This window comes from Neobacillus niacini (genome assembly GCF_000759675.1).
Taxonomy (GTDB): Bacteria; Bacillota; Bacilli; order Bacillales; family Cytobacillaceae; genus Neobacillus; species Neobacillus niacini_A.
In genome coordinates this window covers 117034-142439 of sequence record NZ_BAWM01000013.1, presented here as the reverse complement: position 1 = coordinate 142439, position 25406 = coordinate 117034, and the positions used below count along the sequence as shown (strand labels likewise).

23 protein-coding genes, 1 pseudogene and 1 other annotated feature are annotated in these 25406 nt (G+C 37.1%); of the genes and pseudogenes, 7 read left to right on the top strand and 17 right to left on the bottom strand.

Annotated features, from left to right (window positions below):
- Positions 1-25: 25 nt before the first annotated feature.
- Positions 26-424: a c-type cytochrome gene (locus tag TR08_RS06675; protein WP_045516772.1), complete on the bottom strand. Its 399-nt coding sequence runs from the start codon at positions 422-424 to the stop codon at positions 26-28.
- Positions 425-970: 546 nt separating this feature from the next.
- Here TR08_RS06675 and TR08_RS06670 point away from each other — a divergent pair.
- The 3 genes from TR08_RS06670 (at position 971) to TR08_RS06660 (ending at position 3585) form a co-directional block, all read left to right on the top strand.
- A complete protein-coding gene (locus TR08_RS06670; RefSeq protein ID WP_193747691.1) occupies positions 971-1375 on the top strand; it encodes a hypothetical protein in 405 nt (134 codons plus the stop codon).
- Positions 1376-1510: 135 nt separating this feature from the next.
- Positions 1511-2410: an alpha/beta hydrolase gene (locus TR08_RS06665; RefSeq protein ID WP_045516771.1), complete on the top strand. Its 900-nt coding sequence runs from the start codon at positions 1511-1513 to the stop codon at positions 2408-2410.
- Between the two features lie 257 nt (positions 2411-2667).
- On the top strand, positions 2668-3585 hold the full coding sequence (locus TR08_RS06660) for a DMT family transporter (RefSeq protein ID WP_370576284.1): 918 nt from the start codon (positions 2668-2670) through the stop codon (positions 3583-3585).
- A gap of 111 nt (positions 3586-3696) precedes the next feature.
- On the opposite strand, the gene TR08_RS06655 is transcribed toward TR08_RS06660, so the two are convergent.
- From TR08_RS06655 to TR08_RS06645, 3 genes are all read right to left on the bottom strand, one after another.
- Positions 3697-3927 carry a DUF3953 domain-containing protein gene (locus TR08_RS06655; protein ID WP_045516769.1) on the bottom strand — a complete coding sequence of 77 codons (231 nt, stop codon included), beginning with the start codon at positions 3925-3927 and terminating at the stop codon, positions 3697-3699.
- Positions 3928-4014: 87 nt separating this feature from the next.
- The gene (locus TR08_RS06650) at positions 4015-4476 is read right to left on the bottom strand and encodes a flavin reductase family protein (protein ID WP_045516768.1); all 462 of its coding nucleotides are present in this window, start codon (positions 4474-4476) and stop codon (positions 4015-4017) included.
- Between the two features lie 138 nt (positions 4477-4614).
- Positions 4615-4986 carry a DUF1992 domain-containing protein gene (locus tag TR08_RS06645; protein ID WP_045516766.1) on the bottom strand — a complete coding sequence of 124 codons (372 nt, stop codon included), beginning with the start codon at positions 4984-4986 and terminating at the stop codon, positions 4615-4617.
- 140 nt (positions 4987-5126) lie between these two features.
- Between TR08_RS06645 and TR08_RS33105 the strand changes: the two are divergent.
- A pseudogene (locus TR08_RS33105) lies at positions 5127-5243 on the top strand (FAD-binding protein); the annotation flags it as partial.
- Between the two features lie 120 nt (positions 5244-5363).
- Here the strand turns inward: TR08_RS33105 and TR08_RS06640 are convergent.
- Positions 5364-6956 carry an amidohydrolase gene (locus tag TR08_RS06640; RefSeq protein ID WP_045516764.1) on the bottom strand — a complete coding sequence of 531 codons (1593 nt, stop codon included), beginning with the start codon at positions 6954-6956 and terminating at the stop codon, positions 5364-5366.
- 295 nt (positions 6957-7251) lie between these two features.
- Here TR08_RS06640 and TR08_RS06635 point away from each other — a divergent pair, with 295 nt between their 5' ends.
- Positions 7252-7974, top strand: a complete 723-nt coding sequence (locus TR08_RS06635; protein WP_045516763.1) for a toast rack family protein — start codon at positions 7252-7254, stop codon at positions 7972-7974.
- Positions 7975-8005: 31 nt separating this feature from the next.
- On the opposite strand, the gene ilvA is transcribed toward TR08_RS06635, so the two are convergent.
- Positions 8006-9277, bottom strand: coding sequence for a threonine ammonia-lyase IlvA (gene ilvA / locus TR08_RS06630; RefSeq protein ID WP_045516762.1), 1272 nt, complete (start codon positions 9275-9277; stop codon positions 8006-8008).
- A 91-nt stretch (positions 9278-9368) separates the two neighbouring features.
- Positions 9369-9619: a binding site (T-box leader), on the bottom strand.
- 149 nt (positions 9620-9768) lie between these two features.
- Complete coding sequence (locus TR08_RS06625; protein WP_045516760.1) at positions 9769-14049, bottom strand: S8 family peptidase; 4281 nt, start codon at positions 14047-14049, stop codon at positions 9769-9771.
- A 462-nt stretch (positions 14050-14511) separates the two neighbouring features.
- On the opposite strand from TR08_RS06625, the gene TR08_RS06620 reads away from it, so the two are divergent.
- Entirely contained in the window at positions 14512-15024 is a 513-nt protein-coding gene (locus tag TR08_RS06620) for a gamma carbonic anhydrase family protein (protein WP_045516759.1), read from the top strand.
- Positions 15025-15099: 75 nt separating this feature from the next.
- Here TR08_RS06620 and TR08_RS06615 read toward each other — a convergent pair whose 3' ends face one another.
- From TR08_RS06615 to TR08_RS06580, 8 genes are all read right to left on the bottom strand, one after another.
- The gene (locus tag TR08_RS06615; protein WP_045516758.1) at positions 15100-16107 is read right to left on the bottom strand and encodes a DUF3231 family protein; all 1008 of its coding nucleotides are present in this window, start codon (positions 16105-16107) and stop codon (positions 15100-15102) included.
- Positions 16108-16457: 350 nt separating this feature from the next.
- Positions 16458-17795 carry an MDR family MFS transporter gene (locus TR08_RS06610; protein WP_045516757.1) on the bottom strand — a complete coding sequence of 446 codons (1338 nt, stop codon included), beginning with the start codon at positions 17793-17795 and terminating at the stop codon, positions 16458-16460.
- A 166-nt stretch (positions 17796-17961) separates the two neighbouring features.
- Positions 17962-19434 carry a sensor domain-containing diguanylate cyclase gene (locus TR08_RS06605; RefSeq protein ID WP_045516756.1) on the bottom strand — a complete coding sequence of 491 codons (1473 nt, stop codon included), beginning with the start codon at positions 19432-19434 and terminating at the stop codon, positions 17962-17964.
- Positions 19435-19663: 229 nt separating this feature from the next.
- Positions 19664-19996: a hypothetical protein gene (locus tag TR08_RS06600; RefSeq protein WP_045516754.1), complete on the bottom strand. Its 333-nt coding sequence runs from the start codon at positions 19994-19996 to the stop codon at positions 19664-19666.
- Positions 19997-20409: 413 nt separating this feature from the next.
- Positions 20410-20766 (bottom strand): fluoride efflux transporter CrcB, encoded by a 357-nt coding sequence (crcB, locus tag TR08_RS06595; protein ID WP_045516752.1) that lies wholly within the window; start codon positions 20764-20766, stop codon positions 20410-20412.
- The gene (gene crcB, locus TR08_RS06590; RefSeq protein ID WP_045516750.1) at positions 20763-21149 is read right to left on the bottom strand and encodes a fluoride efflux transporter CrcB; all 387 of its coding nucleotides are present in this window, start codon (positions 21147-21149) and stop codon (positions 20763-20765) included. Before crcB (TR08_RS06590) ends, crcB (TR08_RS06595) begins: the two co-directional genes overlap by 4 nt.
- A 5-nt stretch (positions 21150-21154) precedes the next feature.
- The gene (locus TR08_RS06585; RefSeq protein WP_045516749.1) at positions 21155-21610 is read right to left on the bottom strand and encodes an NUDIX hydrolase; all 456 of its coding nucleotides are present in this window, start codon (positions 21608-21610) and stop codon (positions 21155-21157) included.
- A 5-nt stretch (positions 21611-21615) separates the two neighbouring features.
- On the bottom strand, positions 21616-22443 hold the full coding sequence (locus tag TR08_RS06580) for a hypothetical protein (protein ID WP_045516747.1): 828 nt from the start codon (positions 22441-22443) through the stop codon (positions 21616-21618).
- A gap of 339 nt (positions 22444-22782) precedes the next feature.
- Here TR08_RS06580 and TR08_RS06575 point away from each other — a divergent pair, with 339 nt between their 5' ends.
- Positions 22783-23277: a hypothetical protein gene (locus tag TR08_RS06575; protein WP_045516746.1), complete on the top strand. Its 495-nt coding sequence runs from the start codon at positions 22783-22785 to the stop codon at positions 23275-23277.
- Between the two features lie 66 nt (positions 23278-23343).
- Here TR08_RS06575 and TR08_RS06570 read toward each other — a convergent pair whose 3' ends face one another.
- Both TR08_RS06570 and TR08_RS06565 read right to left on the bottom strand, forming a co-directional pair.
- Positions 23344-24222, bottom strand: a complete 879-nt coding sequence (locus tag TR08_RS06570) for a proline iminopeptidase-family hydrolase (RefSeq protein WP_045516745.1) — start codon at positions 24220-24222, stop codon at positions 23344-23346.
- A 348-nt stretch (positions 24223-24570) separates the two neighbouring features.
- A complete protein-coding gene (locus tag TR08_RS06565; protein ID WP_045516744.1) occupies positions 24571-25293 on the bottom strand; it encodes a TerC family protein in 723 nt (240 codons plus the stop codon).
- Between the last annotated feature and the right edge of the window lie 113 nt (positions 25294-25406).

The window sequence follows — 25406 nt, the reverse complement described above, 5'->3', positions numbered from 1 at the left end:
ACCAATACCTTTACTTGTAATCTATTTATTTCTGATCCCATAAATAGTCTACTACTGCTTGATACTCTGCACTCGATAAAGAAGCAGGAGCGCTTTTCGGCATATTCTTTTCAACAAAAGCTAAAAGATCCTCTTTTGTTTTAAAGTCTGCTTGAATTTTTGCACCATCAAGCTTCGCTTGACCTCCAGTAATGTCGCCAGAACTGTGGCATGTGATGCAGCTTTTTTGGAAAACTTCATTCCCTGCTAGAGATGTTGATGTTGAATCTCCTGAAGTATCAGAGTCTTCGTTCCCGCCTGAATCTTCACTGTCAGCAGTTTCTTCTGTTTCCGGTTCGTCACTCGCAGTCTGTTCATCATTACCGCAAGCAGCCAATAGCCCTAGCAGTACTATAAAAAATACAATATTCATAAACTTCTTCAACCCTAACACCTCTATTCAATATTTTATAGCATTACCCATAATATTGGAGTCGAATATCCTATGTAAAGAAACATATATAAAATGGGCAAATCCTACCTTCATCTTATTTCCAGAAATTCACAAATATTCCTATACATGACTCATAAGGTAGTCCCTCTTTTTCCATGACTATAATGACTTCTTAGTTGTATAGCGTTCGATTTAATGTTGAATACATAAACACGGTTTCACTTCAAATACCTAAAAACATCATATTTCTAACGTACAAGAAATATTCACTCTATTATTGATTCGAAGAAACAATAATTTTTATAAATTTCCAACAACTTCATAGTATTTCGCTCATAATTAAGTTAATTCCTCTTTTGTTCATAAATATTTTTAGTACAATATGCTCCGCGAAATTTGGTAAAAGAAAAATTTTGAATCATACATTATCAAAATGTCAAAATTGCCAATTATAAATATTTTGTAGAAGGTTAATCGTACTATCTCCCAATGGAAGATAATACAATAGAATATACGTTCGATGAGGAGGAGAGGATCTTGGCTAAACAGAATGATTCCTTCGTAACAGATGAGATGCTGGTTAAATATTATGAGCTTAATAAAAAGAAAAAAGAAATTGAATTGGAAATGAATCAATTAAAGGACACTTTTCATGATTATTTTAATAAATTGGTCGGTCCTAATAATAAGGCCGAAGTCACGATAAATGGTTATAAGTTGCAGCGTCAAATGAGGAAAATTGAAAAATATAATGAGGAAGTAACGGTGAAAAGGTTAGAGGAATTACAAATGAACGATCTCGTCCAGATGGTAAAAAAGCCAGATGATGCCAAAATAAAATCCGCACTCCAACTAGGATTGTTAGATGAGAAGAATTTAGAAGGCTGTATTGTTACCTCCTATTCCCCTGCCATTTCTGTAAAAACGTTAACTCCAAGATAATAGAAAGAGTCATTAGACTTTATATCCGTCTAATGGCTTTTTCTTTTTCAAAAATTGCTAAATATTGGAGGGATTCCTCAAATGATAGCGAACTATTAATATGTAAAAATAATATTTTACTAGGAGGAAAATGAAATGCCAAGTCAAGAGAGTATTGCTGTAAGACAATATTTAAAGGCTTTTGTTGCATCTCAACCTGCCGGCTTAGATCTTGACGCATCGAGAAAAGGATTAGAAATGTTATCGAGCTTAACCCCTATTGCCCCGGATATAAAAGTAGAGAAAACCACAGTTAAAGGTATTCCAGCAGAATGGATTGCTGCCCCTAATGCTGTTGAAAATCGAGTGTTCCTATACTTACATGGGGGTGCTTATATTCTAGGAAACTGTAACACGCATCGAGGTATAGCGGCAAAGCTGTCCCGTTCAACTGGTTCTAAGGTTTTGCTTCCTGAATATCGGCTTGCACCAGAAAATCCTTTTCCAGCAGCCATTGAAGATGCTGTTCAAGCCTACCGCTGGTTAATTTCCTCTGGATTTAAACCTGAACAAATAATAATTGGTGGTGACTCTGCTGGCGGCGGCTTAACCTTATCAACACTTCTATCCTTAAAAGAAGCTGGCGATGTACTACCTGCATTGGTAGTTCTCCTTTCTCCATGGACAGATTTAGCAGGAACTGGAGAATCAATGGAAACACGAGCTGAGGCGGACCCATGGTTAAAACCAGAGGCTTCACGTGCCACTCCGGTTTTATATATTGGCAACCTAGACCCATGTACACCACTTGTCTCTCCGATTTATGCTGACTTAGAAGGACTCCCTCCTATGTTGGTACACGTCGGAAATGATGAAATTCTTTTAAGTGACTCTGAACGCCTTGTGGATCGTGCTCGTGCTGCAGGTGTGGACGTCAGCTTTAAAGTCTGGAATGATATGTGGCATGTATTCCATACATTTGAAATACCAGAAGCAAGACAAGCAATCGATGAAGTTGGTGAATTTGTTAACCAAAAACTTAGTGTAAATGCTTAAATAGATGATCAAATCCCTGGTTTCCATTGAAACCAGGGATTTTTTTGCCAAAGGCTAGTTTCATAAGAAGTTGTTTTGAAATGGGAACGTGATTTACTCGCGGATTTCTGTATTTTACTCGCGAAATTTTGCCATTTACTCGCGAAAATTAAAATTTTACTCGCCGTGAATGTAAATACAACACAAGTTTTCCCAAATACTCCTTTTAAACTTTTTCAATTTCTGATAAATTAATAGAATGGTTTATTTTGGAGGGGATTTCTTTGACTACACTTGGTGCTGCTTTGTCTTACCCACGGACAAAGGGAATTTTATTAGTACTAATCGCCGCGACATCATGGGGTGTTTCGGGAACAGTTGCCCAATACCTTTTTCATCAACAAGGCTTCAGCACAAACTGGCTTGTGGTCATACGACTACTTTTGGCCGGTCTGGGTTTACTACTTTTTGCTCATATAGTTGGGAAACAAAATATATGGAGGATTTGGAAAAATAAACAGGATGTTCTTCGCCTCATTGTGTTTGGTATTTTCGGTATGCTCGGAGTACAATATACTTTTTTTATGGCAATAGAGCATGGGAATGCAGCTACTGCTACTGTTTTGCAATACTTAGCTCCAGTTATCATTGCGGTATATTTTTGCTTTCGTGCCAAGGAATTTCCTGTGAAACATGAGGTCATCGCAATTGTGTTTGCACTTGGCGGGACATTTCTGCTTGTCACAAAAGGAAATATCCATACTCTATCGGTTTCTGGTCCTGCCTTTACCTGGGGAATCTTATCTGCCTTTGCACTTGCATTCTATACCCTTTACCCAGAAAACCTGCTTTCAAAATGGGGAACGGTTTTAACTGTTGGCTGGGGAATGATGATCGGAGGTATTGGCCTAAGCTTTATCCATCCTCCTTGGAAAATTGAAGGTCACTGGTCAGTTACATCTTTTTTGGCAGTTGTGTTTGTTGTTATTGTTGGGACATTACTGGCATTCTTGTGTTTTATGGAAAGCCTGAAATACATAAAAGCGTCGGAAGCTAGCCTCTTAGCCTGTATTGAACCACTTTCAGCCGCATTTCTGGCTGTTGCTTGGCTTCATGTTCCCTTTAGTCCAATTGAATGGGTGGGATCCTTTTCTATTATTGCAACTATTTTTATATTATCTGTAGTAAAACGCTAGTTGTAAAGGAACGAAAAAGCCATCTAAAATACATTAATCAATATATTGTTTGCTATAGGTAAGTTGGGAAATAGTTAAAAGGAGAAATCAATAGATTTCTCCTTTCTCTACTTACATTATGAAGGTCTGTACAACTATGACCAAAACAAATATTGATAGAAAGATACTTATATATCCACGGCGTTTTTTTCCTTGTTTAAGCTCATCTAAACCGCCAACTAAAATAAAGGCACTTAAACTCAACATCATAATGGGCTGTGCCACAAAGTTTTTCGTTAGTAATCCATATCCTGCTAATAATAAAACAACAATTCCTAATGTAATCCTTAATTTTTTAAACAAGGTCTATCCCTCCTGTTCTTATTGTACAATACTAAACTAGAAGTACAATAAGAAAAAGCTGCCATGTAACAGCTTTCTCGAAGTAAGTTATTCTACTAATTTGCGGTATTGTCCACCGAAATATAACAATGGATCCCCTTCGTTCACCTTTAGGTCGGTAACCTCACCAATAAATAAAACGTGATCTCCTGCCTCAACCTCGTTATTAAGATTACAGGTCAGGTTCGCAAGTGCACCCTGGATAACTGGTAAATCTCCAAATTGCTCAAAGCTATAAGGAGTTTCCTCCTTTAGTTGCCCTGCGAAACGCATGGATTCTGTTTGTTGATCAGCAGATAAGAAGCTAACTGCAAATTTTTTAGATTGTTGAATAAGAGGTAGCATTCTTGCTCTTTTATCGATCGATACAAGAATTAGTTTAGGATTTAAAGAGACAGATACGAAGGCATTCGCTGTCATCCCATGTGCTTCACCATCTACTTCAGTTGACACAACGGTAATCCCCGTTGCGAATTTCCCCATTGCATTTCGAAAAAAACGATCATCCATTTCTCTACACCCCTAGTCTTTTTTCAAATCTCTGATTGCTCATCTAATTAGCTAGTTTATCTAGAAAACAAACACTCTTACTTAATATTATTATCTTTGGTATCTGGTGTCTAATATTATGATTTGATTATCTGTAACTTATTGCCATATCTTAGCATGTAGTTCGATATCCTCAAGGCTGATCAACATCTTTTGCATACTTGTTGGACACTCCATGTTATACTTTTTTATCTTCGCATTCATCTTATCTATAAAGCTATTAATCTCCACTTCCTTAGAACCAACTTCTATCATTTTAAGGAGGTTAGCCATATCCTGTCTAATTTCCTTTTGCAATGCAACAAATGGTGGTACATAACCGGCTTCCTTGGCAGTTTTGAGGAAATTAGAGTAGATGTCACCTGAAAACAAATTCTTAGGCAGAGGCTTACCAAATCCCGGTAGTCGTTTTGCTTCTTCTAAATCTTCATTACTTGCATATGGGTCATATTTCCCTTTATTATTTGTCATGACTGAAATAGTCTCCCCTCTATAATCGTTCTATTCTTTATTCTATTTTTCCCCTCATTTTCCTGTTACAAATCCTTAATTTACTTTTTTGAAAATTAAAAATAGCATCGGAGGTATCTTTACTTTCTTGGTGGGGAATTATGAAGTTTGATGTGATTGTAGTCGGGGCAGGACTAGCAGATTTAGTTGCAACAGCTAAGCTTGCAGTTGCATGTAAGAAAGTGCTGCTTTTCGACCAAGAACCTGAGGCTACACTTCGGCAACCTCCTTTAAAAATCCCCTCGCTACGCTTTCACCTAAGGTTCCTGTTACCCCAGTTACTAGTATTTTTTTACCTGCCAACTCCATTAATAATTTCCGCTGTTCTTTCTCTATTTTTAGACCTCTTGAATTTCCCCATCTATGATAGTCATTTCAATATTCGTATCTAAAAGTTCGTCAGGATTTTCTAATGCAAAGAGATTCTTAGAATACACCGTCATATCAGCTAACTTCCCTCTTGAAATGGTCCCTTTTATTGCTTCTTCGTTCGTTGCATAGGCTCCACCGACTGTGAATAGCGTTACTGCTTCATGCATCGAAATTTTCTGTCCCTCATTCCAGCACTCATGCTTTCCTGGTTTTTTTCGAGTAACAGCCGCATGAATACCAAGCAATGGATCAACAGGTTCAACAGGTGCATCAGACCCACCCGCACAGATAACCCCTTTAGATAGTAAGGATTTCCATGCATATAAATAGGATTCCCTCTCCTTACCTATCCGATCGATTACCCATGGATAATCCCCGACAACAAACCTTGGCTGAATATCTGCAACGATGCTTGGGGCTGCTAATCGTAGAATTAAATCCTCTCTAACTAAAGAAGTATGGATAATCCGATCACGATAATTCACCTTTGGGAATTGATCCAGGATATCGAGAATATTTTCCAACGCCTTATCACCGATCGTATGAACGGCAATCGGCATGGATTGCTCCCTAGCGTCCTTTATAATGTTAAAAAGAACTTCCTGCGTTTGCATCGCTTCTCCAAATTGACTTGGATCATCAGTATAAGGCTGGGATAGCAAAGCCGTTCTTCGTCCAAATGCTCCATCCGCAAATATTTTAATAGCACCAATTTGCAATTTCTCATTTCCAAAACCGGCAAACATACCTTTTTCCTTTAAGGCTGGAAGGTATGGATAATCAATCAAAAGATTGCAACGTAACCCTCTTTGTTCCTGATTGATTAATTCATCATACATGCGATACGTTTGCTCAAGTCCTCCAAAGTAAGCAGGATCATTGGTATGTACACTAGTTAGTCCTTTTTTAATAGCAAATTTCATCGCTTGTCCCAAACCATTTTTTAACTCATCGTATGTTTTGTCAGGGATGTATTTGGTAACTAACTGGGAAGCAGATTCCAACAACAGCCCTGTAGGTTTGTTGGTTTGCGGATCCAAAACGATACTGCCCCCCTTTGGTACCTCAATCGAAGAATGGTACTGACTCATTTCAAGTGCTTTACTATTAACTAAAAATGCATGATGGCAAATTCTTTTTAAGTAAATCGGACAATGCGGTGAAACGGTATCTAATTCCTCGATAGTAGGAATTGATCCTTCTGTAAAGAGATTCTCATCCCAGCCCATTCCAATTAGCCATTTTCCTGGTGATACTGTATCCGCTTTTTGCTTAATTTTACCAAGCATTTCTGATTTGGATGTAACCCCTGTTAAATCTAAGTCCAAAAAATTAAATGCCACACCTGACATGTGTAAGTGGCTGTCAATCAGACCTGGGGTAACCATTTTCCCCTGCAGATCGATTTCACTTGCCTCAGTTCTTCCCCATTGTAAGCTCATATCGTGATGTAAACCTAAATCTATAATCCTGCCATTCTCTACCACAACCGACTCAACCACTGGCTGGTTAGGATCTAGCGTATAGATTAACCCATTTGTAAAAATTGTCTTCGACACATAGCCCCCACCTTGTAATTTATTGTAATCTTGAAACTATTATAAATGAAAATTCATTTACAGTGTAGATTGTGACCGAAATTCCATCCTCTCACAAGTTACGGTCACAATTGGTGCCCACCTAACTAGCAGCATTAGAGTACGGTCTAGAAAAGTAGTAAATTAGTAATAGAGGCATTATTTTTACATACTGCTAAGCCTTAAGTCTGACAAAAGATTCCATCTAGAGCCGTTTTCCCATCATGATTGGTTTTCGTACAATGATGGTAGATTAAAAAACGGGGAGGTACTAGTAATGAAAAAGGTATTTTATGCCGGTTTATTGGGATTATCTTTGATGGCAGCAATAACAGGCTGTGGAGTTTTTTCTAATGGAAGCGAAGAAAATGGGAAAGTCACGATTGAAAAGGATAAGGCTAAAGAATTACAGCTTGAACTTAACCTTGGGGCTGGAGAGCTAAACGTTGAAAAAGGTGCCAATGAATGGTTGGAGGGTTCAATAGACTACAATGAAGATAAACTAAAACCAGAAGTCTCTTATAAGCTTAAAGGTGATAAAGGAATTGGAGTTATCGAACAAGAGAATACAGGACTTCTTGATAATATAAAATTCGGTGAACTGAAAAATGAGTGGAACTTAACCCTTTCGGATGAGGTTCCCCTAAATTTAGTGGTGAACTCAGGAGCTTCAGATACCAATTTAGATTTAAAAGGTCTAAACCTTAAAGATTTAGACGTAAATGCTGGTGTTGGCGATATCACTATCGACCTAAGCGGCAAGTGGAAAAAGAGCTTTGACGCAGCCTTAACATTAGGAGTTGGCCAATCAACCATCATTCTCCCAGAAGATGTTGGTGTAAAGATTGAATCATCAAAAGGAATTGGAACAGCGAATTTTGTTGATTTCATTTCCAAAGGAAATGGCGTTTACGTCAATGAAGCTTACGAAGACGCAGATGTAATCATTAACCTTAAAACAGATTTAGGTGTAGGAGAAGTCGTTTTTAAAATAGAGTAGAAAAGAGCCCATATTGGGCTCTTTAATTTTTCTAAACGAGCATTTGGAACAAGGTACTGTCTTTATTTACTTCACGGAAAACAAAACCTTTTGCCTTAATTCTTTCCATCAATGGATAATAATCATCTCTAACCTTCAGTTCAATACCCACTAAAGCAGGTCCGGTTTCACGATTATTCTTTTTCGTGTATTCAAAATGGCTAATATCATCATTTGGACCCAAGACATCATCTAAAAACTCACGTAATGCACCTGGTCGCTGTGGAAATTGAACGATAAAGTAATGCTGAAGTCCTTCATAGAGCTTCGAACGCTCTTTAATTTCCTGCATCCGCCCAATATCATTGTTACCACCACTGACAATGCAGACTACCGTCTTTCCTTTGATTTCCTCGGCAAATTGATCTAAAGCTGCAATCGACAGTGCCCCTGTTGGCTCGACCACGATCGCATTTTCATTATAAAGAGCTAATAGTGTGGTACAAACCTTTCCTTCAGGCACAACCACAATTTCATCAACAAGTTCTTTACAAATGTTAAATGTCATTGAACCGACAGTTTTTACAGCAGCTCCATCAACAAATGGGTCAATTTCCTTTAGTGATGTAACTTCTCCTTTTAAAATCGACTCCTTCATTCCAGCTGCACCTTGGGGCTCAACGCCAATTAAATTGGTGTCTGGTGAAAAATGCTGCATATAGGTACCCACACCCGAAAGAAGACCCCCTCCGCCAATAGCAGCAAAAAGGTAATCAATTTTTTCAGGGCAATCATTCAGCAGCTCTACAGCTACTGTACCTTGACCGGCAATGACATCTGGATCATCGAATGGATGGATAAACGTTCTATTTTCTATTTTACTGCATTCCATCGCTTTTTCATAAGCGTCATCAAAGGTATCCCCTACTAAAACAATCTCCACATGTTCCTTACCCCAAAATTTTACTTGATTCACCTTTTGTTTTGGAGTGGTACTAGGCATAAAAACTTTTCCATTAATTTTTAAATGATTGCAAGAATATGCAACCCCTTGTGCGTGATTTCCTGCACTAGCACAAATAATTCCATTTTCTAATTCTTCTTCTGTTAGCTTCTTGATGCGATTATAAGCACCACGGATTTTAAAGGAACGAACACTTTGCATGTCCTCCCTTTTTAAATAAATATGACAGTCATATCTCTCAGATAATAAGTGATTATACTGTAGAGGAGTTGGCGAAATCACGTCCTTAATGGTGTGGCTTGCAATAATGATATCCTCTACTTGAAAAGTTTTTTCTTTTTGGTCTACTTGTTGATTCATTTCACTTTCCTCCTCTTTCATTTTAGATGGAACGACGTCGCCCTCTTAAGACATTCATATTTTTTGTAAACGACAAAAAACCCGTCCCTAGTATAGGGACGAGTTTAACTCGCGATACCACCCTACTTCCGCAGCAAAAACAAAAGGCTACGGCTCTCGATCAACGTATTATTAATTATACGTGTTCCATGTAACGGCGGACTATTCCGGTATAGCTTACTCTTATCCTTTCAGCTACACATCTCAGAGGTGATCTTCAGATAAGCCCTGCCATCGACTCCCAGCAAATGTCGACTCTCTTAGGACAAGGGGTTACCTTACTCTTCTCGTCATCAATTCGTTTTAAATTATTTATAAGAGTATCACTGTAAAGCGGTAGAGTCAATATTATTTGACTATTTTAATTATTTTGTTAATTATAAAAGCGCTTTCATTTTAAAAAATGAAATAAGGAGCAAATACCAAACTTGTTGGTATTTGCTCCTCATTATTTAATTCTTATTCTTAACGTTAATAAACAATTTTCCATCTGCAGTTTTTCTAGTTTCATTTCCAAATGAATCAACTGCTTTAACTTCAATAACGGCACCATCGGCTACCATGTCTTTTGTAGCTGTGTAGTAGCCTACATAATAACCTGGTGTAACTTCGCGCAATGGTAATTCTGTTGCATTTTGTACTGTTTTTAGGTTTGTTAAAGGCATATGAATCGCGAAAGTAGTGGTTAAACCAGGCTCACTAGTGAACTCAATTTTAACACTTTCACCCTTCTTCAATGTTTTATCTTCAGAAGGTTTCACATTTGCAATGACTGGAGCAGTGTAATCAACGTTAACCTGAATGGTATTTTCAGTAACGTTTCCTGCATGATCTTTTGCTGTAACGTTAATAGTGTTTGTTCCTTCGTCTAGTAGAATTCTTGCAGAATAGGAACCATTTTCTACTCTAGCTGAAGTACCATTAACCGTGACAGAATTCAAGTAATCATCAACAACAGTACCTGTTACAGTAACCGTTTCTTTATTGATTTTACTTTTGTCTGAAGGACTGGTAATGGTTAATTCTGGAGCAGTAGGATCATACACCACCCCAACAGGTGCTGAAGCATCGGTTATACCCTGGACGGTTGAAGCCTTGGCTGTTAAGCTGTTTTCTCCCTTTTCAAGGGAAATTTCAACTGCATATGTTCCATTATCCGCAGCTTCGACAGTACCAATCTCTTCTCCATGATTGTAAATGTGGACCTTTGTAGTTGGCGCAGCTTCCCCTTCAACCTTTACGGATCCAACGTTTGTAAAAGATCCATCCACAGGAGATGTAATGGTCGGAGCGGTTACTTCATAATCTACTACTGCACGAATCATATAGTTTCCTTGGTCTTCAGGTGATGGTGACCAAGCGCCGCCAACTAATTGCCAGCTTCTTAATGCATTTTCACCATCTTCATCTGTTGCAAGACCTGGTGAAGATGTGTTAATTCCTGCTTGGATATAAACTAAATAGAAATCTCCTTCGACGACGATGCCATGACTGCTTAGATCAACATGTGTCCACTGACCATTACGTATAGCAGTTGCTTCAATTGGTCCAGCAAGCTTGTTACCAGGTGCTCCATCAGGACCAGTGGCATCGTAAACTGCGACCTTGAAATCTGTACCTCCCGGAACTGGCCATTCTGTATCCCAGAATCGGAATAACCCTCCGGATACGAGTGCCTTTTCATTCCCCGGTGCTAATGACATTTTTACAGCCCAACCATTACCTGCGTCGTAAAATGCTCTAGCGTTTTCGGCTGTGCCATCATCATAACCAATTTCACTTGGGTACCCAATGAATGGCTTCAATTCAAAGTTTTGAGAAATGCTTCCTTCTAATGATACTGAGACTTCTTGACTGTAGAAATGTGGTGCAATGATTTTTAGCGTATAGTCACCTTCATAGGCTGTTAATGAATACTGTCCGTTTTCATCTGTTGAAACAGGTGCAATTTTTGCATCTTCCATTAAGTAGACAGTTGCCCCAGCAACAGGCTCTCCTGTAGCTTGATTTATGACCGTTCCCGTTACTGTACCCTTAGGCAGTTCTTCTAGGGTAAAGTTAGCTGTCACTTCACCATCCTGCTCAATATTTACCGTTTGTGTAACTGGTTGGTAACCATAGCTTTCAGCGACAACGGTAAATTCACCTGCTGCATGTGTCATTTCAAAGCTACCATTTGCAGGGTTTGTTTTTACAGATCGTCCTGATTCAAGTACCGTTACTTGGGCCAGCATAGGCAATGCCATCGGAGCAGCCTTATCTGTTCTTGCTTCCTTAGAAGCCTCAGGCATTTGGATGGTGATTTTATTAGGGTCGACTTTTTCTTTCAATCCAACTTTGGCAGAAGAATCTTCTTTATCTGCAACTACACCTAGTTGTTGAAGTGCATCTAACGGGGTATTCGTTAGGCGTACATCATCTAAGTACCAGCCATCTCGTACAACACTGCCGTCTGTCGTTACATTAAAGGCAATATAGATTCTTTGACCTGCATATTCGCTGAGATTAACTTCTCCATCAATCCAGCCATTCGATAAATTGTTAACTCTTAGCTTTTGAACCCAATTTACATTATCCGTTGATACATAAACATGACCGTAATCATAGTTTCTTTCGAGATTGTACCATTGTTTAAATTGTAAGAAGCTGCTTCCTTCAGGCAAATCTATTGGCGGCATTTGCAGGGACATATTGGCACGGCTATCATAAGTGCCATCAAGGTTTGTAGCATATACCTTTTCACCTGAGAATGCTGCACCAGGTCCGCTTGTCGGAGCGCCCCATTCCCACGTATTAGCAGCACCATAAGAAGTCCAGCCATCTGGATTGCTTTCAAAATCGTGTGCGTATCCAATTGTAATTCCTGGGAGTACGGCTACAGTGTATTCATTGACTGTTTCATTTCCACCGAAATCTGTTACTTTTAAAGTATAGGAGAATGATTCACCCGCAATATCCTCTCCAGGGATGGCAGCTTGATAGATACCATTTTTATAATCACCGCTAACACGTTCTGCAGCAATCGTATTAGATCTACCATCTTCTGATTGATATTCAACTTCCACATTTGATACACTGATATTGTCGGCAGCTGAAGCTTGTAACGTTAGTGGCATTCCTGCAAAAACCGTGGCAGGTTGGGAATGTTCTAACACGGGAGCTTCACTGTCGTTTCCTTCTTTTGTTACCTGCCCTTTCAGCTTTCCTAAGCCGGAAATGACAGATGATACTGCGTCATAAACATTTAACAGACCGGATCCATAACCGTTGTTTGGAGACTCTGGATAAGTGTTGTCCGTTAAAGGAACAGCCGTTGTTAATAAAATCTCTTCTAACTCATCAACAGTCAAGCTTGAATTTGCTTGTAGTAATAAAGCAATAGCTCCTGTTACGTGTGGACCAGCCATCGATGTTCCATTCCATCCACCTTCATAGCTGCTTCCAGGAACAGAAGATCGAATGTTAACTCCAGGAGCTGAAAGCTCTGGTTTGATCTCTTCATATGGAGATGGTCCCAGTAAAGAAAAGCTTCCTAATAAGTTATTAATATCTGTTGCACCTGTAGCGACTGATTCAGGATAGTTAGCAGGGTTTGCAACTGAACCAGGTCCGCCTGGATTCGTTAACGTTGTGTTACCTGCTGAGAATTCTGGGAAGATTTCTGCTGCTCTCCATGCTTGAACCATAGGACGATACCACTCATCTAAACCTGCTCCTCCACCCCATGAGTTATTGACTACATCTGGCGCTAAATCAGGATTTCCATTTGGTGCGATGATCCATTCACCAGCTTCTAATAAATCCACATCAGTTCCACCTGCTGCGGAAAATGCTTTTACAGCAATCCATTTTGCACCCGGAGCAACACCAATGGTATTCGAACCATCTGGCTCTGAACCAACCATTGTACCGGTAACGTGTGTTCCATGGCCGATATCATCATATGGGGCAGATTGCCCGCGAACAGCGTCAAACCAGCTGTTTTCGTGTGTTACCTGACCTGTTGCTTCATCAAATCCGCGATATTTTGTCTGTAATGCTGGATGGTTCCATTGAACACCTGTATCAATAGACGCGACGGTAATGCCACTTCCATCAATCCCCATTTCCCAAACAGCCGGAGCACCAACACGATCAATATTCCACTCAATCGCATTTGTTTCTGCTTGTGGTTCTAAAACGGCATCAGCAGTTGTTTCAGGAACGAATAATTGTCTAGTTTCGTTCGGGAGAATCTTTTCTACTTCTTGGAAAGCTGCAACCTTTTCCATTACTTCTTTCGTTGCTGTTACGGCAATTCCATTCACTACATAGTAGGAATGAACATCCTTTGCCTTCCCAGCTTGCACTTGTTTTTCAAGGAATTCTAACAGCTCAAACTGAGTTTCCTGTGCTGTTGCTTTTAACTCAGAAACGATTGAAGATCGTTTTAATGATTTAGCTTTAGCTGGTGTTGCTTTATTTAGGTTTGCTTTTTTGTCAGCCTCTTTTGCTACACTCGCTGTATCCACCTGTTCTTTCATTTTAATCAAGAAGGTTACTTTTTCTTGCTCATCAAATTGTTTCTCTAGGCTGTTCGAAATCTTTTGCGCTGGGGATGCTAAGCTATCTTTTGCTGAAACATTTACCCCTTTCGTAGCAGCATTTGCATTCATTTGAGGCTGTATGAGCATAGGCAAAACTAGCATTGCGGTACATAGCACTGATAAAAACCGGCCCTTCTTTCTTCTCATCCCATTACCCCCTAAGTATTTTCGTTAACTTATCGTTTCCTGCCCTCCTTTCGATCGCACACTTTATGTTATCAACATGGTGTTACTTTAAAAATAACGCTTAGAAGATGGAGTTTGTGTCGAAATTCGTATGAAAAACAGGCGTTAGTATAAATTGATAATTTAGTAGTTATTGGGAAATATGGAAAATTAGTCCAAAATGAAGTAGACAAGTAATACCCATTTGATGCAAACAAATCCTTTTATACTATTTTATCAATCTTTTTATAGGGGTCATTTTCTCTATTTAGATAAAATGATTATTTTTGCCTAGTAGTATTGATACTTGATAAAGGTTCCATGTTCCCAGTTTCAGTTTAAAAGTAGTATTTTTCAATACTAACGATTCTCGTACCTCTGCTATTAATGGTATAATCTTGCTAAAATGTAAAACAATTCTGAATATAAAGGAGAGAGATAATCATGAATATTCCATACAAAGGGACAATACCTACAGTTCATGAAAGTGTATTTGTAGCACCTGGTGCTTATATTATTGGTGATGTTACGATTGGAGAGGAATCAACCGTCTGGTTTAATGCGGTTCTGAGGGGAGATGATGGCCCAATCACTGTTGGGAAAAGATGCAGTATTCAAGATAACTCCACCATTCATCTGTATGAAGGTTCTCCTGTTGAAATTGGAGACGATGTTACCATTGGTCATAATGTTATTTTACATGGATGCAATATTGGCAGAAATTGTATAATAGGAATGGGTTCGACTTTATTAGACAATGTCGAAGTAGGAGATGAATGTATAATTGGCGCAAATACACTTTTAGCTGGCGGAATCAAAATCCCTCCTCGCTCACTCGTTCTCGGTTCACCTGGTAAAGTAGTCCGCGAATTAACAGAAAAAGATCTGCAAATGCTCAAATATTCCAGCGAAAATTATGTGCAAAAAGGAAAAGATTATAAAGAATTACTAAAATAATAGATATCCACAGACATTTTCACCATTAAAAAGTCCAATTCTTCAATTGGACTTTTTGTAATGACAAGTTTTTTTTTATATTTCTTTTGCAATTTCTTTTCTATTTGGCGCAAGTGGTGGCTGCTCTAACCATTTATTTTCCACCATAAGGTCAAACCATTTTTTTGTAACCATTAAATTTTTTAGAATAATACTTTCAAATGCGGCTACAAGATCTGTTCTCATAGCAGAGGCTAACCCTGCTCCATGGTAGTTTTGTGCTGCCTGGAACAAGAATCCAATATGATACAGCAATAACCTATCAGAAAATGGAGAATCGCTTGATGTGGTTACTTCTGTTTCCCACGACCGAGGTACTGGTAAATTATCCGACTGCATGATTTTTGCAAATAGTTTTATTTGTTGATCAGCCGTTTTTTCAGAATCCTCTAAAAACTTTCTAACCTCTTTTTCTTGAGCGACTTGACTGAATGCGATAGACAGAGTTTTAGCCATAATACTCTTTTTAAGATTTAAAGATATACTGATAATCTCTGTAGCCGCTAAACGTCTCCCTTTTCCGAAAATGCCATCAGTGAAATCATTACTTGAGATATACTCGGGGTTTATTGTAGGGTAAAATAAAGGGTCTCGTTGAAAATTCCCTTTTTCAAGCAATAACTCTATTGTTTGATGATACATTCTTTTCGCATCATTATCACATGAATCATAAAAATGTCTTAAATCCTCTCTGACAGACACAGCTAATGAAGTTGTGTGCCCTAGCAAACCATGTAGTGTCATAATATGCAAATAATTTAAGCAAAAAATATCAGTGAATAATCTCTTAGTCCCTTTATGGAGATCAGAGTCTGTAAATCCAATTGGAACTGGAAAACCTTCTCCCTCAAAAAAAGCAACCATTTGTTTCTTTTGCTTATCAAATGTCCGTATGGCATCCTCAAAAATATTTTTTATTAATTCATCTTCAATGATAGTTACCATATACCTATTAACTACATCTGTCATTGTTCCATTAACATACTCTCCCCACAATGTCCCTATTTCGGAGGAAGTAAGTCTTAACTTATCCTTATTCTGCATATATTCACCTCTACGATATTTTTACCCAAGATTGCAAAAAATATATATAGATGAAATCAACAAAAGGCAAGCACGAATATGCTTACCTTTTGTTTCATCAATGCGAATTAGATGGTACCTTTTGAATATACAGGGCTTAGTATCATCGGCATCCTCAACATATGGTTGAATTTAGATTTCGCATAATCAATTAAGTATGCTGACCTAATCCCGATAAGCATTAAGACTCTTAATAAGCTAAAAAGTATATTCAAAGTATATCCCTCCACATTGAAGTTTAGTGTTAAAAGAATAACACTAAGTCTATTATTTATCCGTGAAGGTATTTTATTCAACACCTGTAACAACCTTTACTTTGATACTACTGTTTCTCCCACAGATGATGTTTTTTCTGGGATTCGAAAGCTAAGAAAAATGGTAATAAAACTCAAAATGAGGGCATAAAGAAAGACGTTTTTCATCCCGATGGCAAGTGTGACACCATGGTTAATAATCACTCCCATGATTGTTACACCAACGGATGCCCCGATATTTCTTAAAAATATTTGAAGTGAAGTAGACATACCCTTAATATTGGATTCAGCAAATTCTTGTGAGGCTATTGTTCCAAGGGCAAACAATAAACCAAAGCAAAAACCCTGGATCGTCAAGATGATAAACAAACCAATATAGGATAAATCCTGGATAAATAAATAGAGAACCAAACCTGAAACGGTTGTAACAATACTGCCAGCCATAAATAAAACTTTATACCCAAAGCGGATAATCCATTTTCCTGCAGGAGTACTGCCAAACATCCAGCCGAGTGCAATACTTAACAGAATCAATCCACTTTTATAAATACTCATTTGACTGCCTTTCTGCAAATATAACGGAATAAAGTTCGATGTTCCATAGAAAGATAGGCAATAAACTAACATGAAAAGATTCGTCGAAAGTAACCCTTTATTTTTAAATAAGGTAACGGGAAGGAATGGATATTGTTCCTTTCTTTCCACAAGGACAAATAGTATAAACCCAATAACACCACTAATAACGTACCAGAAAGGATTGCTCAAGCTCGTTGATAACAATAAAAGTGTAATAGAAATTCCGAAAAGGAAGAAACCTTTATAATCTATATGCGTTTTTTTGTATTCTGCAGCTTCCTTATAGGGGATTAGAAAAAGAACGGTTGCTATTCCAATTGGAATATTGATAAAGAAAATCCATCTCCAGGTCAACTCTTCCACAAAAAAGGATCCTAATATAGGACCAATGATCGAAGATACCGCCCAAATACCACTAAAGACTGCTTGGATTTTTCCACGTTTTTCTATCGTAAACAAATCCCCTACAATGATCATAGAGAGTGGAATCATTCCTCCTGCCCCTAATCCTTGTATACCACGGAAAATAATCAGCGTTACCATAGAATTAGCTAAACCGCAAAGGATCGATCCAATAGTAAACAAAGCTACGGCGATCATTAATAGCTTTTTTCGACCATACATATCCGATAATTTCCCGTAAAGAGGGACCGTTATCGTACTGACTAACATATAAACAACAAATATCCATGAAAACAATTCCAAGCCCCCAAGTTGATTGACAATGGTTGGACTTGCTGTTTGCATGATATTTGTATCAAGAGCTGAAATGAGTGTTGTAATCACAAGCCCAATAAACACATACTTATTCTTATTCATTTTGTTCCTCCTGGAGGTTGACTCCATTAATAAATGTAAATGTCTCAAATAATGGTACATTTTTTAGAATTCACCGCTATGTACCCTCATATAATATCAATTTGCCACTCTCTTATTCTCAGTTTTTTTGAAAATACACTTGTAAATTATAAAAAACACCTTGCTCTTATGCTAGGTGGGAGTATTGATTGAAAATAAATTGGTTTTTTCTACTTTCTTTTGCAACATATAATTCTGTATCAGCAAGTTTTATTAGATCTTCAGGTTTCGAATATTCATCGGGAATCAGTGTTGCGTAACCTACGCTTATGCTGACAATTGGTTCTTTTGCTGTCGGCATGTATGGTATGTTCAGTTTTTTTATATTTGCGTGTAGTAAATCTGCAACATGTGCTGCACCCTGCTCATCTGTTTCGGGGAGTAAAATTACAAATTCTTCCCCGCCATATCTAGCTACAAAATCACAAGTTCTCTTTAGTGTTTCTTTTAAAGCTATTGCAATTCGTCTTAAACATTCGTCTCCAGCCAGATGTCCGTTAAAATCATTATATTTTTTAAAATAATCAATATCAATCATAATGGCTGAAAAAGGTAAAGAGCTACGCTTCGTTCGATTCCATTCCTCCTGTAGCTTTTCATCAAAATAACGTCGATTTGCTATTCCCGTTAAACCATCCATATTTGATATAAAACGCAACATAATATTAGTTTCATGAAGTCTCTTTTCTTTTTCTATACGGTCTGTAATATCTCTAGAAACGGCTACAATACCTTCTAGCTTTCGAGAGTTTTTTCGAATGGTTCGGGCATTAGTTTCTACCCAAATATACGTACCATCTTTTTTCTTAACCCGGTGCGAAAGGGAAGCAAAATCCAAATTCGAATCTGCTTCTAAAATTAGTCGAGTTACACTTTCAACTTCACCCGGATGTAAATATTCAAATAGGTTTTTACCAATCATTTCGTCTTGATTAAAGGCTAACATGCACTTAGAAGATGGTGATAGATATTCAAAATTTCCATTAGGATTTAGATAAGAAATAAGATCTGTAGTGTTTTCAGTAATAAACCGAAACAACTCCTCATTTTTCCTCAACTCATCCTCTAATCTATTCCGTTTAGTAATATCTCTTAGAAACAATTCTACTGCGGGTTTATTATTATAAACAATTGGAGCAGAGGAGATTTCAATATCCAAAACATTATTATGTGTTGTATTAATTTTTAATTCGACACGATCAATGCTTTTATTCCCTTCAATCATTTCTTGCAGCCGTTGCTTAATAGTAGAATGATAATCAGGTAATACATAATGAAAAATTGATTTTCCAATAATTTGGTTAGAAGATGATTGAACTAATTCCTCTAATTTATCATTCACTAATACAATCATCTCATTTTGGTATACAAGAAAGGGTTCTGGTGAGAATTTTAATAGATCCCATAACCTAGTTTCACTCATTTCAGCTTTATTCTTATAATGGATGGCCTTATCATAAACCCAACCCAAAAGATAAGCGATGGCAGCAAAAAGAATAGCTTCTAGGATTGACCATATTGATGTTGCTTCTGAAAATGATTCGATAATAGATACCATTATGGATAAAATTAGTAAAGTGATTCTGCCTGTGTATTTCATCGTTGACACCCCAAAAATAACGTAAAATTTTTCTGTATGGAGTCAATTAAACTACAAAGATACGGAGAATACCAGTGCTAGTTATTAACATTTCCACTACTAAAAAATAGTTTTCTAAATTAAACATACCATATGGCCATGCCTTTTAAATCAATCATTTATGATAGTATTTTGACATTTTTATTGCCAAAAAAAGAAGCTGTAGTGTGACAGCTTTTTTGTTACATTTTTAAGGATTTGTTTCCTTTTTAAGGATATAACAGGAACCATCTTCAGCAAATAATAAATATTTTCCGTTTTTTATGTTAAAGTTGATGTTTTTCTTGTCATAAATAAGTTTTTCTACTTTTACAAAATTCTCTACATATTCTTGAGATGGATTGTAAATTATTTCATGGCTTTTATTCGTGGTGACAAAGCCCTTAGGGTCACATCTCCTTTCGGGTTTTATTTCAGCAAACCACTCACCAATCAAAAGAATAGAACTGGCAGTAACCTTTGTTTTTCGATTTTGGATCGACCATACTTTCCTGCAATTACACCGATGTATTTTGCTCTTCATCTTCTAATACCTACTTTCAATTTAAAAATAAGTATTTCGATGAATTATATTCATTCAGTATAGGATATATTTGTGATTTCAATTATGCAGTAAAGAAATGAGCCAGTTAATGGTGACTGGCTCAAATCATATAGTGACTTGATACTTTGTGTGGGCGATGCCCAAGCTAATCGTTACCTTATTCATTGAAAAAGGTTGCTAACGGTAACGATTCTCTAATTATCGTTACCTTATTCCCTAAAAGTAACGTCGTTAGGTCACAAATCCTTCTGGCACATTATAAAAAACACAACCCTTATCAGGTTGTGCTTCGTTTGCCTGGCAATGTCCTATAAATGAGTTGTTGTCTCAGCGATAGCTCCTACTGTTAACTTATTCTCCTTGAGCACCGTTGTGTGTCCACTTCGTTTAAGTTAAATAATAAAACCTAAAGCAGCCGATAGAATACTTAAAATAACTGATGTTAAAACATATACACATGCTAAAATTTTTTTGTTTGATTGCAATAAGATTAACGTTTCATAACCGAACGTCGAGAAAGTGGTAAAGGCTCCACAAAAACCAACCCCAACAAAAAGCCAGACCCAATCACTGATTTCATTTGACTGATAAAGATTGGCCAGTAGCCCTAATAGAAAGGATCCAGTAATATTAATTAGCCAAGTCCCCAATGGGAATCTTTCTAGGTTCTTTTTTTTATTAATAAAATTACCTAATAAATATCTAGCTGCTGCACCTATAGAACCGCCTATACCGATTAACCAAATCAATGTGTTTCCCCTTTTTCTCCATTAATCAAAGCAAATTTTAGGCCTAAATATGCAAATATCAGCCCTAAAATAATGCTCATTAAAACATATAGAGTTCCATAAAAAGCGAGTCCATTTTGAAATAAAAGAATGGTCTCTACTGAAAAGGTAGAGAAAGTAGTAAATGAACCGATAAATCCAGTTCCGATTAATAAAGTGATTTCCGGTCTTATATTATTCCTTATAGTGAAGTAAGTAAGGAACCAACCAAGTACGAAACAGCCTAAGAGATTTATTAATAGTGTTCCAAGAGGAAATCCATTATCTGTTTGTATCCATTCTCCTATACTATATCGAGTAATTGTCCCAAAAAATCCGCCAAGCATAACGGAAAATAGTTTCAAATATTTCAGCCTTCTTTCACATGAAGACAATGCTTTAATCCCTCTTTAACCGCCCAAGCTTGATGTTGATGGTAAAGAAATTCTTCCACACTACTTACTGGTATCCATTTAAGAGAGTGATCATCCTCAACCGGCTCAGAGACTTTTGATAACAATTGCGCTAAATAAAAGATACCTTCGTTGGCGATATGCTCATTACTTGATGAAATAAAGAATTGTTTGGCTTTACCAATAAAATCATCAATTTCTACATCATATCCTGTTTCTTCTAATAATTCTCTCCAAAGACAATTATGATGACTTTCATCACCTTCTATTCCACCGCCAGGCAGCCAATAATAGCCATCAGGGGTTTGTACGGTAACAACCTCTTCTCTTGTGTCGTTAAAAATTATTGCGTATACCGCTTGCCTCGGTCGATATTCATAACCCTCTTGTTTATTTCCAAAAGTTTTATCCATATTAATCACCAGCCAGTTTTCAGTTTATACAAAACATAGGATATCAAAAGTGTAATAATTGAAAAAAGAATCGCAATACTAGAAAAAGCTAATACGTAGGCATTATATTCTGTTAATCTCGTGATAAATACATACGTATCTATACCAAAGAAACTAGTAACAAGGTTCGTTATAAACGAGACGAAAAATATCATTAATAACCCTTTGGCAGACCCATTTATGTCCGCCCTACTTAATGCAATATGTGAGGATATACTGATAGCCAGAACTAGAAAAATCCAAAATAGCGGATTGAGCATATTTTCAATTGTAAAGAGACTTTTGGTGATCGCTAGCACCGCTCTCCCTATCACCATTAAATCATTGCTATCTTGAACGTCAGTAGAAATATGTACAACAATATATTCTCTAAAAGTCTGATAGGATTCAGGAACTAATAGATACATACCAATAATCAATACACCAATCCCACTGAAAATGGGACCCATTCCAATAAAAAAATTTCCAATTTGTTGATAAATGTTACCTGGATTATATTGGTGCTCTACATATCCGAGAACTCCACTAGGACTGTTTAATTGCAAGAATTTAACCCTCGTTACTCGATGTCCCCAAATGTAGCACTGTAGAAGATGTCCGAGTTCGTGTATCGGTGTGCCAATCCAAGCAGTGGCCAAAACGCCTCGTGGTCCAAATGTTTTAAATAGAAATTTATTCGAGTATTTTTCTAACACGCCTAATAAGAAACCAACACCAATTAATAATCCCACAAGGTAAAATAATTCCACAAGACTTAACATTAGAGTATTTAGAAGCGACTCGAGAAACTTCATCTATTATTTAGCCGCCATGATTTGAATAAATGCCTCATATTGCAAGTCCTTATCCTTAGAATGCAAATTTTCAAAATAAGATCGAGTCGTACTATCCATTTAGATCCCTCCGAATCTTTACTCATAAATGTAATACCGAATTATACCATATTTTTCTTTATTAGCCTTATTCTTGTCTACTTTTGGACGAATAGTGCAGGAATCTCAGTAACCATATGCATATGCTGATAATGAAAATTTCAATTTAAAGGTGGGAATAGTGAAAAACGATTCAAATCAGATTCCATTATTTACACCATTAATATGATAAAACAATAATAATTAAGGAGTGTAAAAGAAATGTCACCTAAAAAAAATCATAAAAGGAAGCACCGAAAGGATGAATCTTCAGACATACATTATGACGACAAGCAGTTTAAAAAAAAGAAGCAAAAGAAGCAAAAGAAAGATAAATCTTCAGACACCCATGTTGAGGACAAGCAGTTAAAAAAACAGAATATCGATAATAAACAGCAATTTGAATTTGTGTATTATGATCCATCTATTTTTCAAGAGGTAGACGTATTTCAGGCTCCTGCACAACATTCCCATGTTTCGCAAGATGATGCTGTCGAAATCGTATACCAGGATGTTGAAGCTGCAGAACAGCAAGTCAAAGCTGTAGACCTGCTTGTCGAAGCTGTAGAACAGCTTGTCGAAGCTGCAGAACAGTTTGTCGAAGCTGTAGAACAGCATTTCGAAGCGGTAGAACAGGATGTTGAAGCTGTAGAACAGAATGTTGAAACTGTTAGACAGGATGACGAACCTGTAGAACAGGATGAAATGAAGGAGTAATAGTTAGTAAATTAGAAATTGAGTTAAAAAAATCCACCATTCATATTGGTGGATTTTTTTAAGAGATTAATCAAGATCAATTGACTTTAAAAAATTTCCTACAACTTGTAAAAACTCATCTTGTTCTTCAAAATATGGCAAATGAGCACTGTTCTCGAAAACATGAAATTTCCCATTTGGTACAAGGCTGCTAAAGTACTCTGTAGATTCAGGTGTAGCTTCATCATATCTTCCACATGTAAATAAAGTTGGACAACAGATTTCACTCAGTCGAGCAGTACAATCAAATGATTTTAAATTTCCTTTTACACTGAACTCAGATGGCCCCCACATTATATTGTATATTTCAGGATTTCGATATCCAGCTCCCTTTTTAACCCATTCAGGGTCAGGTTCTGTCTCTACGCGACAAACAAACACTTTGTTAAATTCCTTAATGGCAACTTTGAATTCCTCTGAATCAGTCGTTCCATTTTCTTCACATTCTTTGATTGTTTCTTGAATTTCTATAGGAAGTTTTTTAAGATTTTCAATCTGATCTTGTTCCCAACGCGGCGCACTTAGACATGGACTTGAAAAAATAACACTCTTTATTCCGCTTGGTTTGGTTAAACAATAAGCGGCAGCTAGGGTTGTACCCCATGAATGGCCTAAAATATGTACTTCATCTAAATTTAAAGCTTTTCTTACCTGTGCCAGCTCTTCAACAAATCGATCAATATTCCATAGAGAGTTGTCACTTGGACGATCTGACCTTCCACAGCCTAATTGATCGTATAAAATAACGGGTCTATCTACTTGGAGTTCCTGTAAGCCTTCTAATGAGTAACTCGATGATCCTGGACCTCCATGCAAAATGATGACAGGAGTTCCTGTAGAATTTTTATTAAACTTTTGGTACCAAACTCTCCCGCCTGTTACCTCTATGTATCCCTCTTCACGCATGAACCTTCCCCCTTAAATGACAAAAAGTGTATATAACAACTTATTTATATTAACTTATTTTATAATAATTTAGAAAACTATTTTATTTAATGTTGAGTATTATCATTTATATTTTATTTACAGGATAATAGAGCATACTTCATGTCTACAAATTTTTAAAAAAGGGAGAGATTGATATTGAAAATTCAAAGCGCCAAGGACAATTGGAATGCAAATTTATATGACTAGCACTTTTATTTACTGTACCCGAGGTCATACCAATAAAAAATGACTATCAAATTATCAATCAATTTGATAGTCATTTTCTTTACATTTTATAAGTTTACGATTTACAGCAGAACCTACTTTTTACTTAGTTGCAACCTTCCCTTTTAAAAAATGTACAAGGAATGTCCCAAAAAAGATTCCAATTAAAATACTAAAAAAGATAACTTCGTCCATTTGGAAACCAAAGGCTGCAGAAATCATTCTTAAACCAATAATGCCGATTAAGACAAATGCAGTGGTTTCAAACTCAGGTACTCGTTCAATCAGGGCTAGGAATAATTGGGCTACTCCCCGCATCATTAAGATACCTAGGATTCCACCTAAAAAGAGTACCCATACTTGATTAGACACACCAAATGCTGCGATCACACTATCAATACTAAAAGCAATATCCATTAGCTCTACGGTTAAAACCGTGGTCCAAAAACCCACTTTCTTCGTTTGAATCTCTTCGTCGCCTTCTTTTTTCCTCATGAAATTTTGAAGGACAATCCAAAGAAGATAGTGACCTCCAACAATTTTAATCCAACCGATATTGACTAAAGAAACACCTATTCCAATGGCTACCACTCGGAATAGATAAGCTCCAATAATGCCGTAGAATAGTGCTTTCTTTCGTTGTTCTTCTGGCAAGTGTTTAACTAGAACAGCAAGAACTAACGCATTATCGGCCGATAACAGTCCTTCTAAAATCACTAAAGTACCGATAACACCCCAACTAGCAGGATCTGTTAATACTTTACCTAAGGCGTCCAATGATAAAAATGACCCATAATTCGCTATGATTTCACGTAAGAACTCCATTCCCTTGTGCTTATCTCCTTTTCATTAGTTTTAGATAAATACTATTGCATGTCTTCCTACTGTATATGTATGTCACGCATGTGAATATATGAATCTTAAACATATTAGTTAAT

What these genes read in the sequence shown, in the direction of transcription:
- TR08_RS06570 (WP_045516745.1), bottom strand. Translation starts at nt 24,222, where the DNA reads ATGCGTGAAGAGGGATACATAGAGGTAACAGGCGGGAGAGTTTGGTAC.
- TR08_RS06625 (WP_045516760.1), bottom strand. Translation starts at nt 14,049, where the DNA reads ATGAGAAGAAAGAAGGGCCGGTTTTTATCAGTGCTATGTACCGCAATG.
- TR08_RS06650 (WP_045516768.1), bottom strand. Translation starts at nt 4,476, where the DNA reads ATGGATGATCGTTTTTTTCGAAATGCAATGGGGAAATTCGCAACGGGG.
- TR08_RS06620 (WP_045516759.1), top strand. Translation starts at nt 14,512, where the DNA reads ATGAATATTCCATACAAAGGGACAATACCTACAGTTCATGAAAGTGTA.
- ilvA (WP_045516762.1), bottom strand. Translation starts at nt 9,277, where the DNA reads ATGAATCAACAAGTAGACCAAAAAGAAAAAACTTTTCAAGTAGAGGAT.
- TR08_RS06610 (WP_045516757.1), bottom strand. Translation starts at nt 17,795, where the DNA reads ATGAATAAGAATAAGTATGTGTTTATTGGGCTTGTGATTACAACACTC.
- TR08_RS06580 (WP_045516747.1), bottom strand. Translation starts at nt 22,443, where the DNA reads ATGAAGTTTCTCGAGTCGCTTCTAAATACTCTAATGTTAAGTCTTGTG.
- TR08_RS06600 (WP_045516754.1), bottom strand. Translation starts at nt 19,996, where the DNA reads ATGAAGAGCAAAATACATCGGTGTAATTGCAGGAAAGTATGGTCGATC.
- TR08_RS06565 (WP_045516744.1), bottom strand. Translation starts at nt 25,293, where the DNA reads ATGGAGTTCTTACGTGAAATCATAGCGAATTATGGGTCATTTTTATCA.
- TR08_RS06665 (WP_045516771.1), top strand. Translation starts at nt 1,511, where the DNA reads ATGCCAAGTCAAGAGAGTATTGCTGTAAGACAATATTTAAAGGCTTTT.
- TR08_RS06615 (WP_045516758.1), bottom strand. Translation starts at nt 16,107, where the DNA reads ATGCAGAATAAGGATAAGTTAAGACTTACTTCCTCCGAAATAGGGACA.
- TR08_RS06605 (WP_045516756.1), bottom strand. Translation starts at nt 19,434, where the DNA reads ATGAAATACACAGGCAGAATCACTTTACTAATTTTATCCATAATGGTA.
- TR08_RS06635 (WP_045516763.1), top strand. Translation starts at nt 7,252, where the DNA reads ATGAAAAAGGTATTTTATGCCGGTTTATTGGGATTATCTTTGATGGCA.
- TR08_RS06645 (WP_045516766.1), bottom strand. Translation starts at nt 4,986, where the DNA reads ATGACAAATAATAAAGGGAAATATGACCCATATGCAAGTAATGAAGAT.
- TR08_RS06575 (WP_045516746.1), top strand. Translation starts at nt 22,783, where the DNA reads ATGTCACCTAAAAAAAATCATAAAAGGAAGCACCGAAAGGATGAATCT.
- TR08_RS06585 (WP_045516749.1), bottom strand. Translation starts at nt 21,610, where the DNA reads ATGGATAAAACTTTTGGAAATAAACAAGAGGGTTATGAATATCGACCG.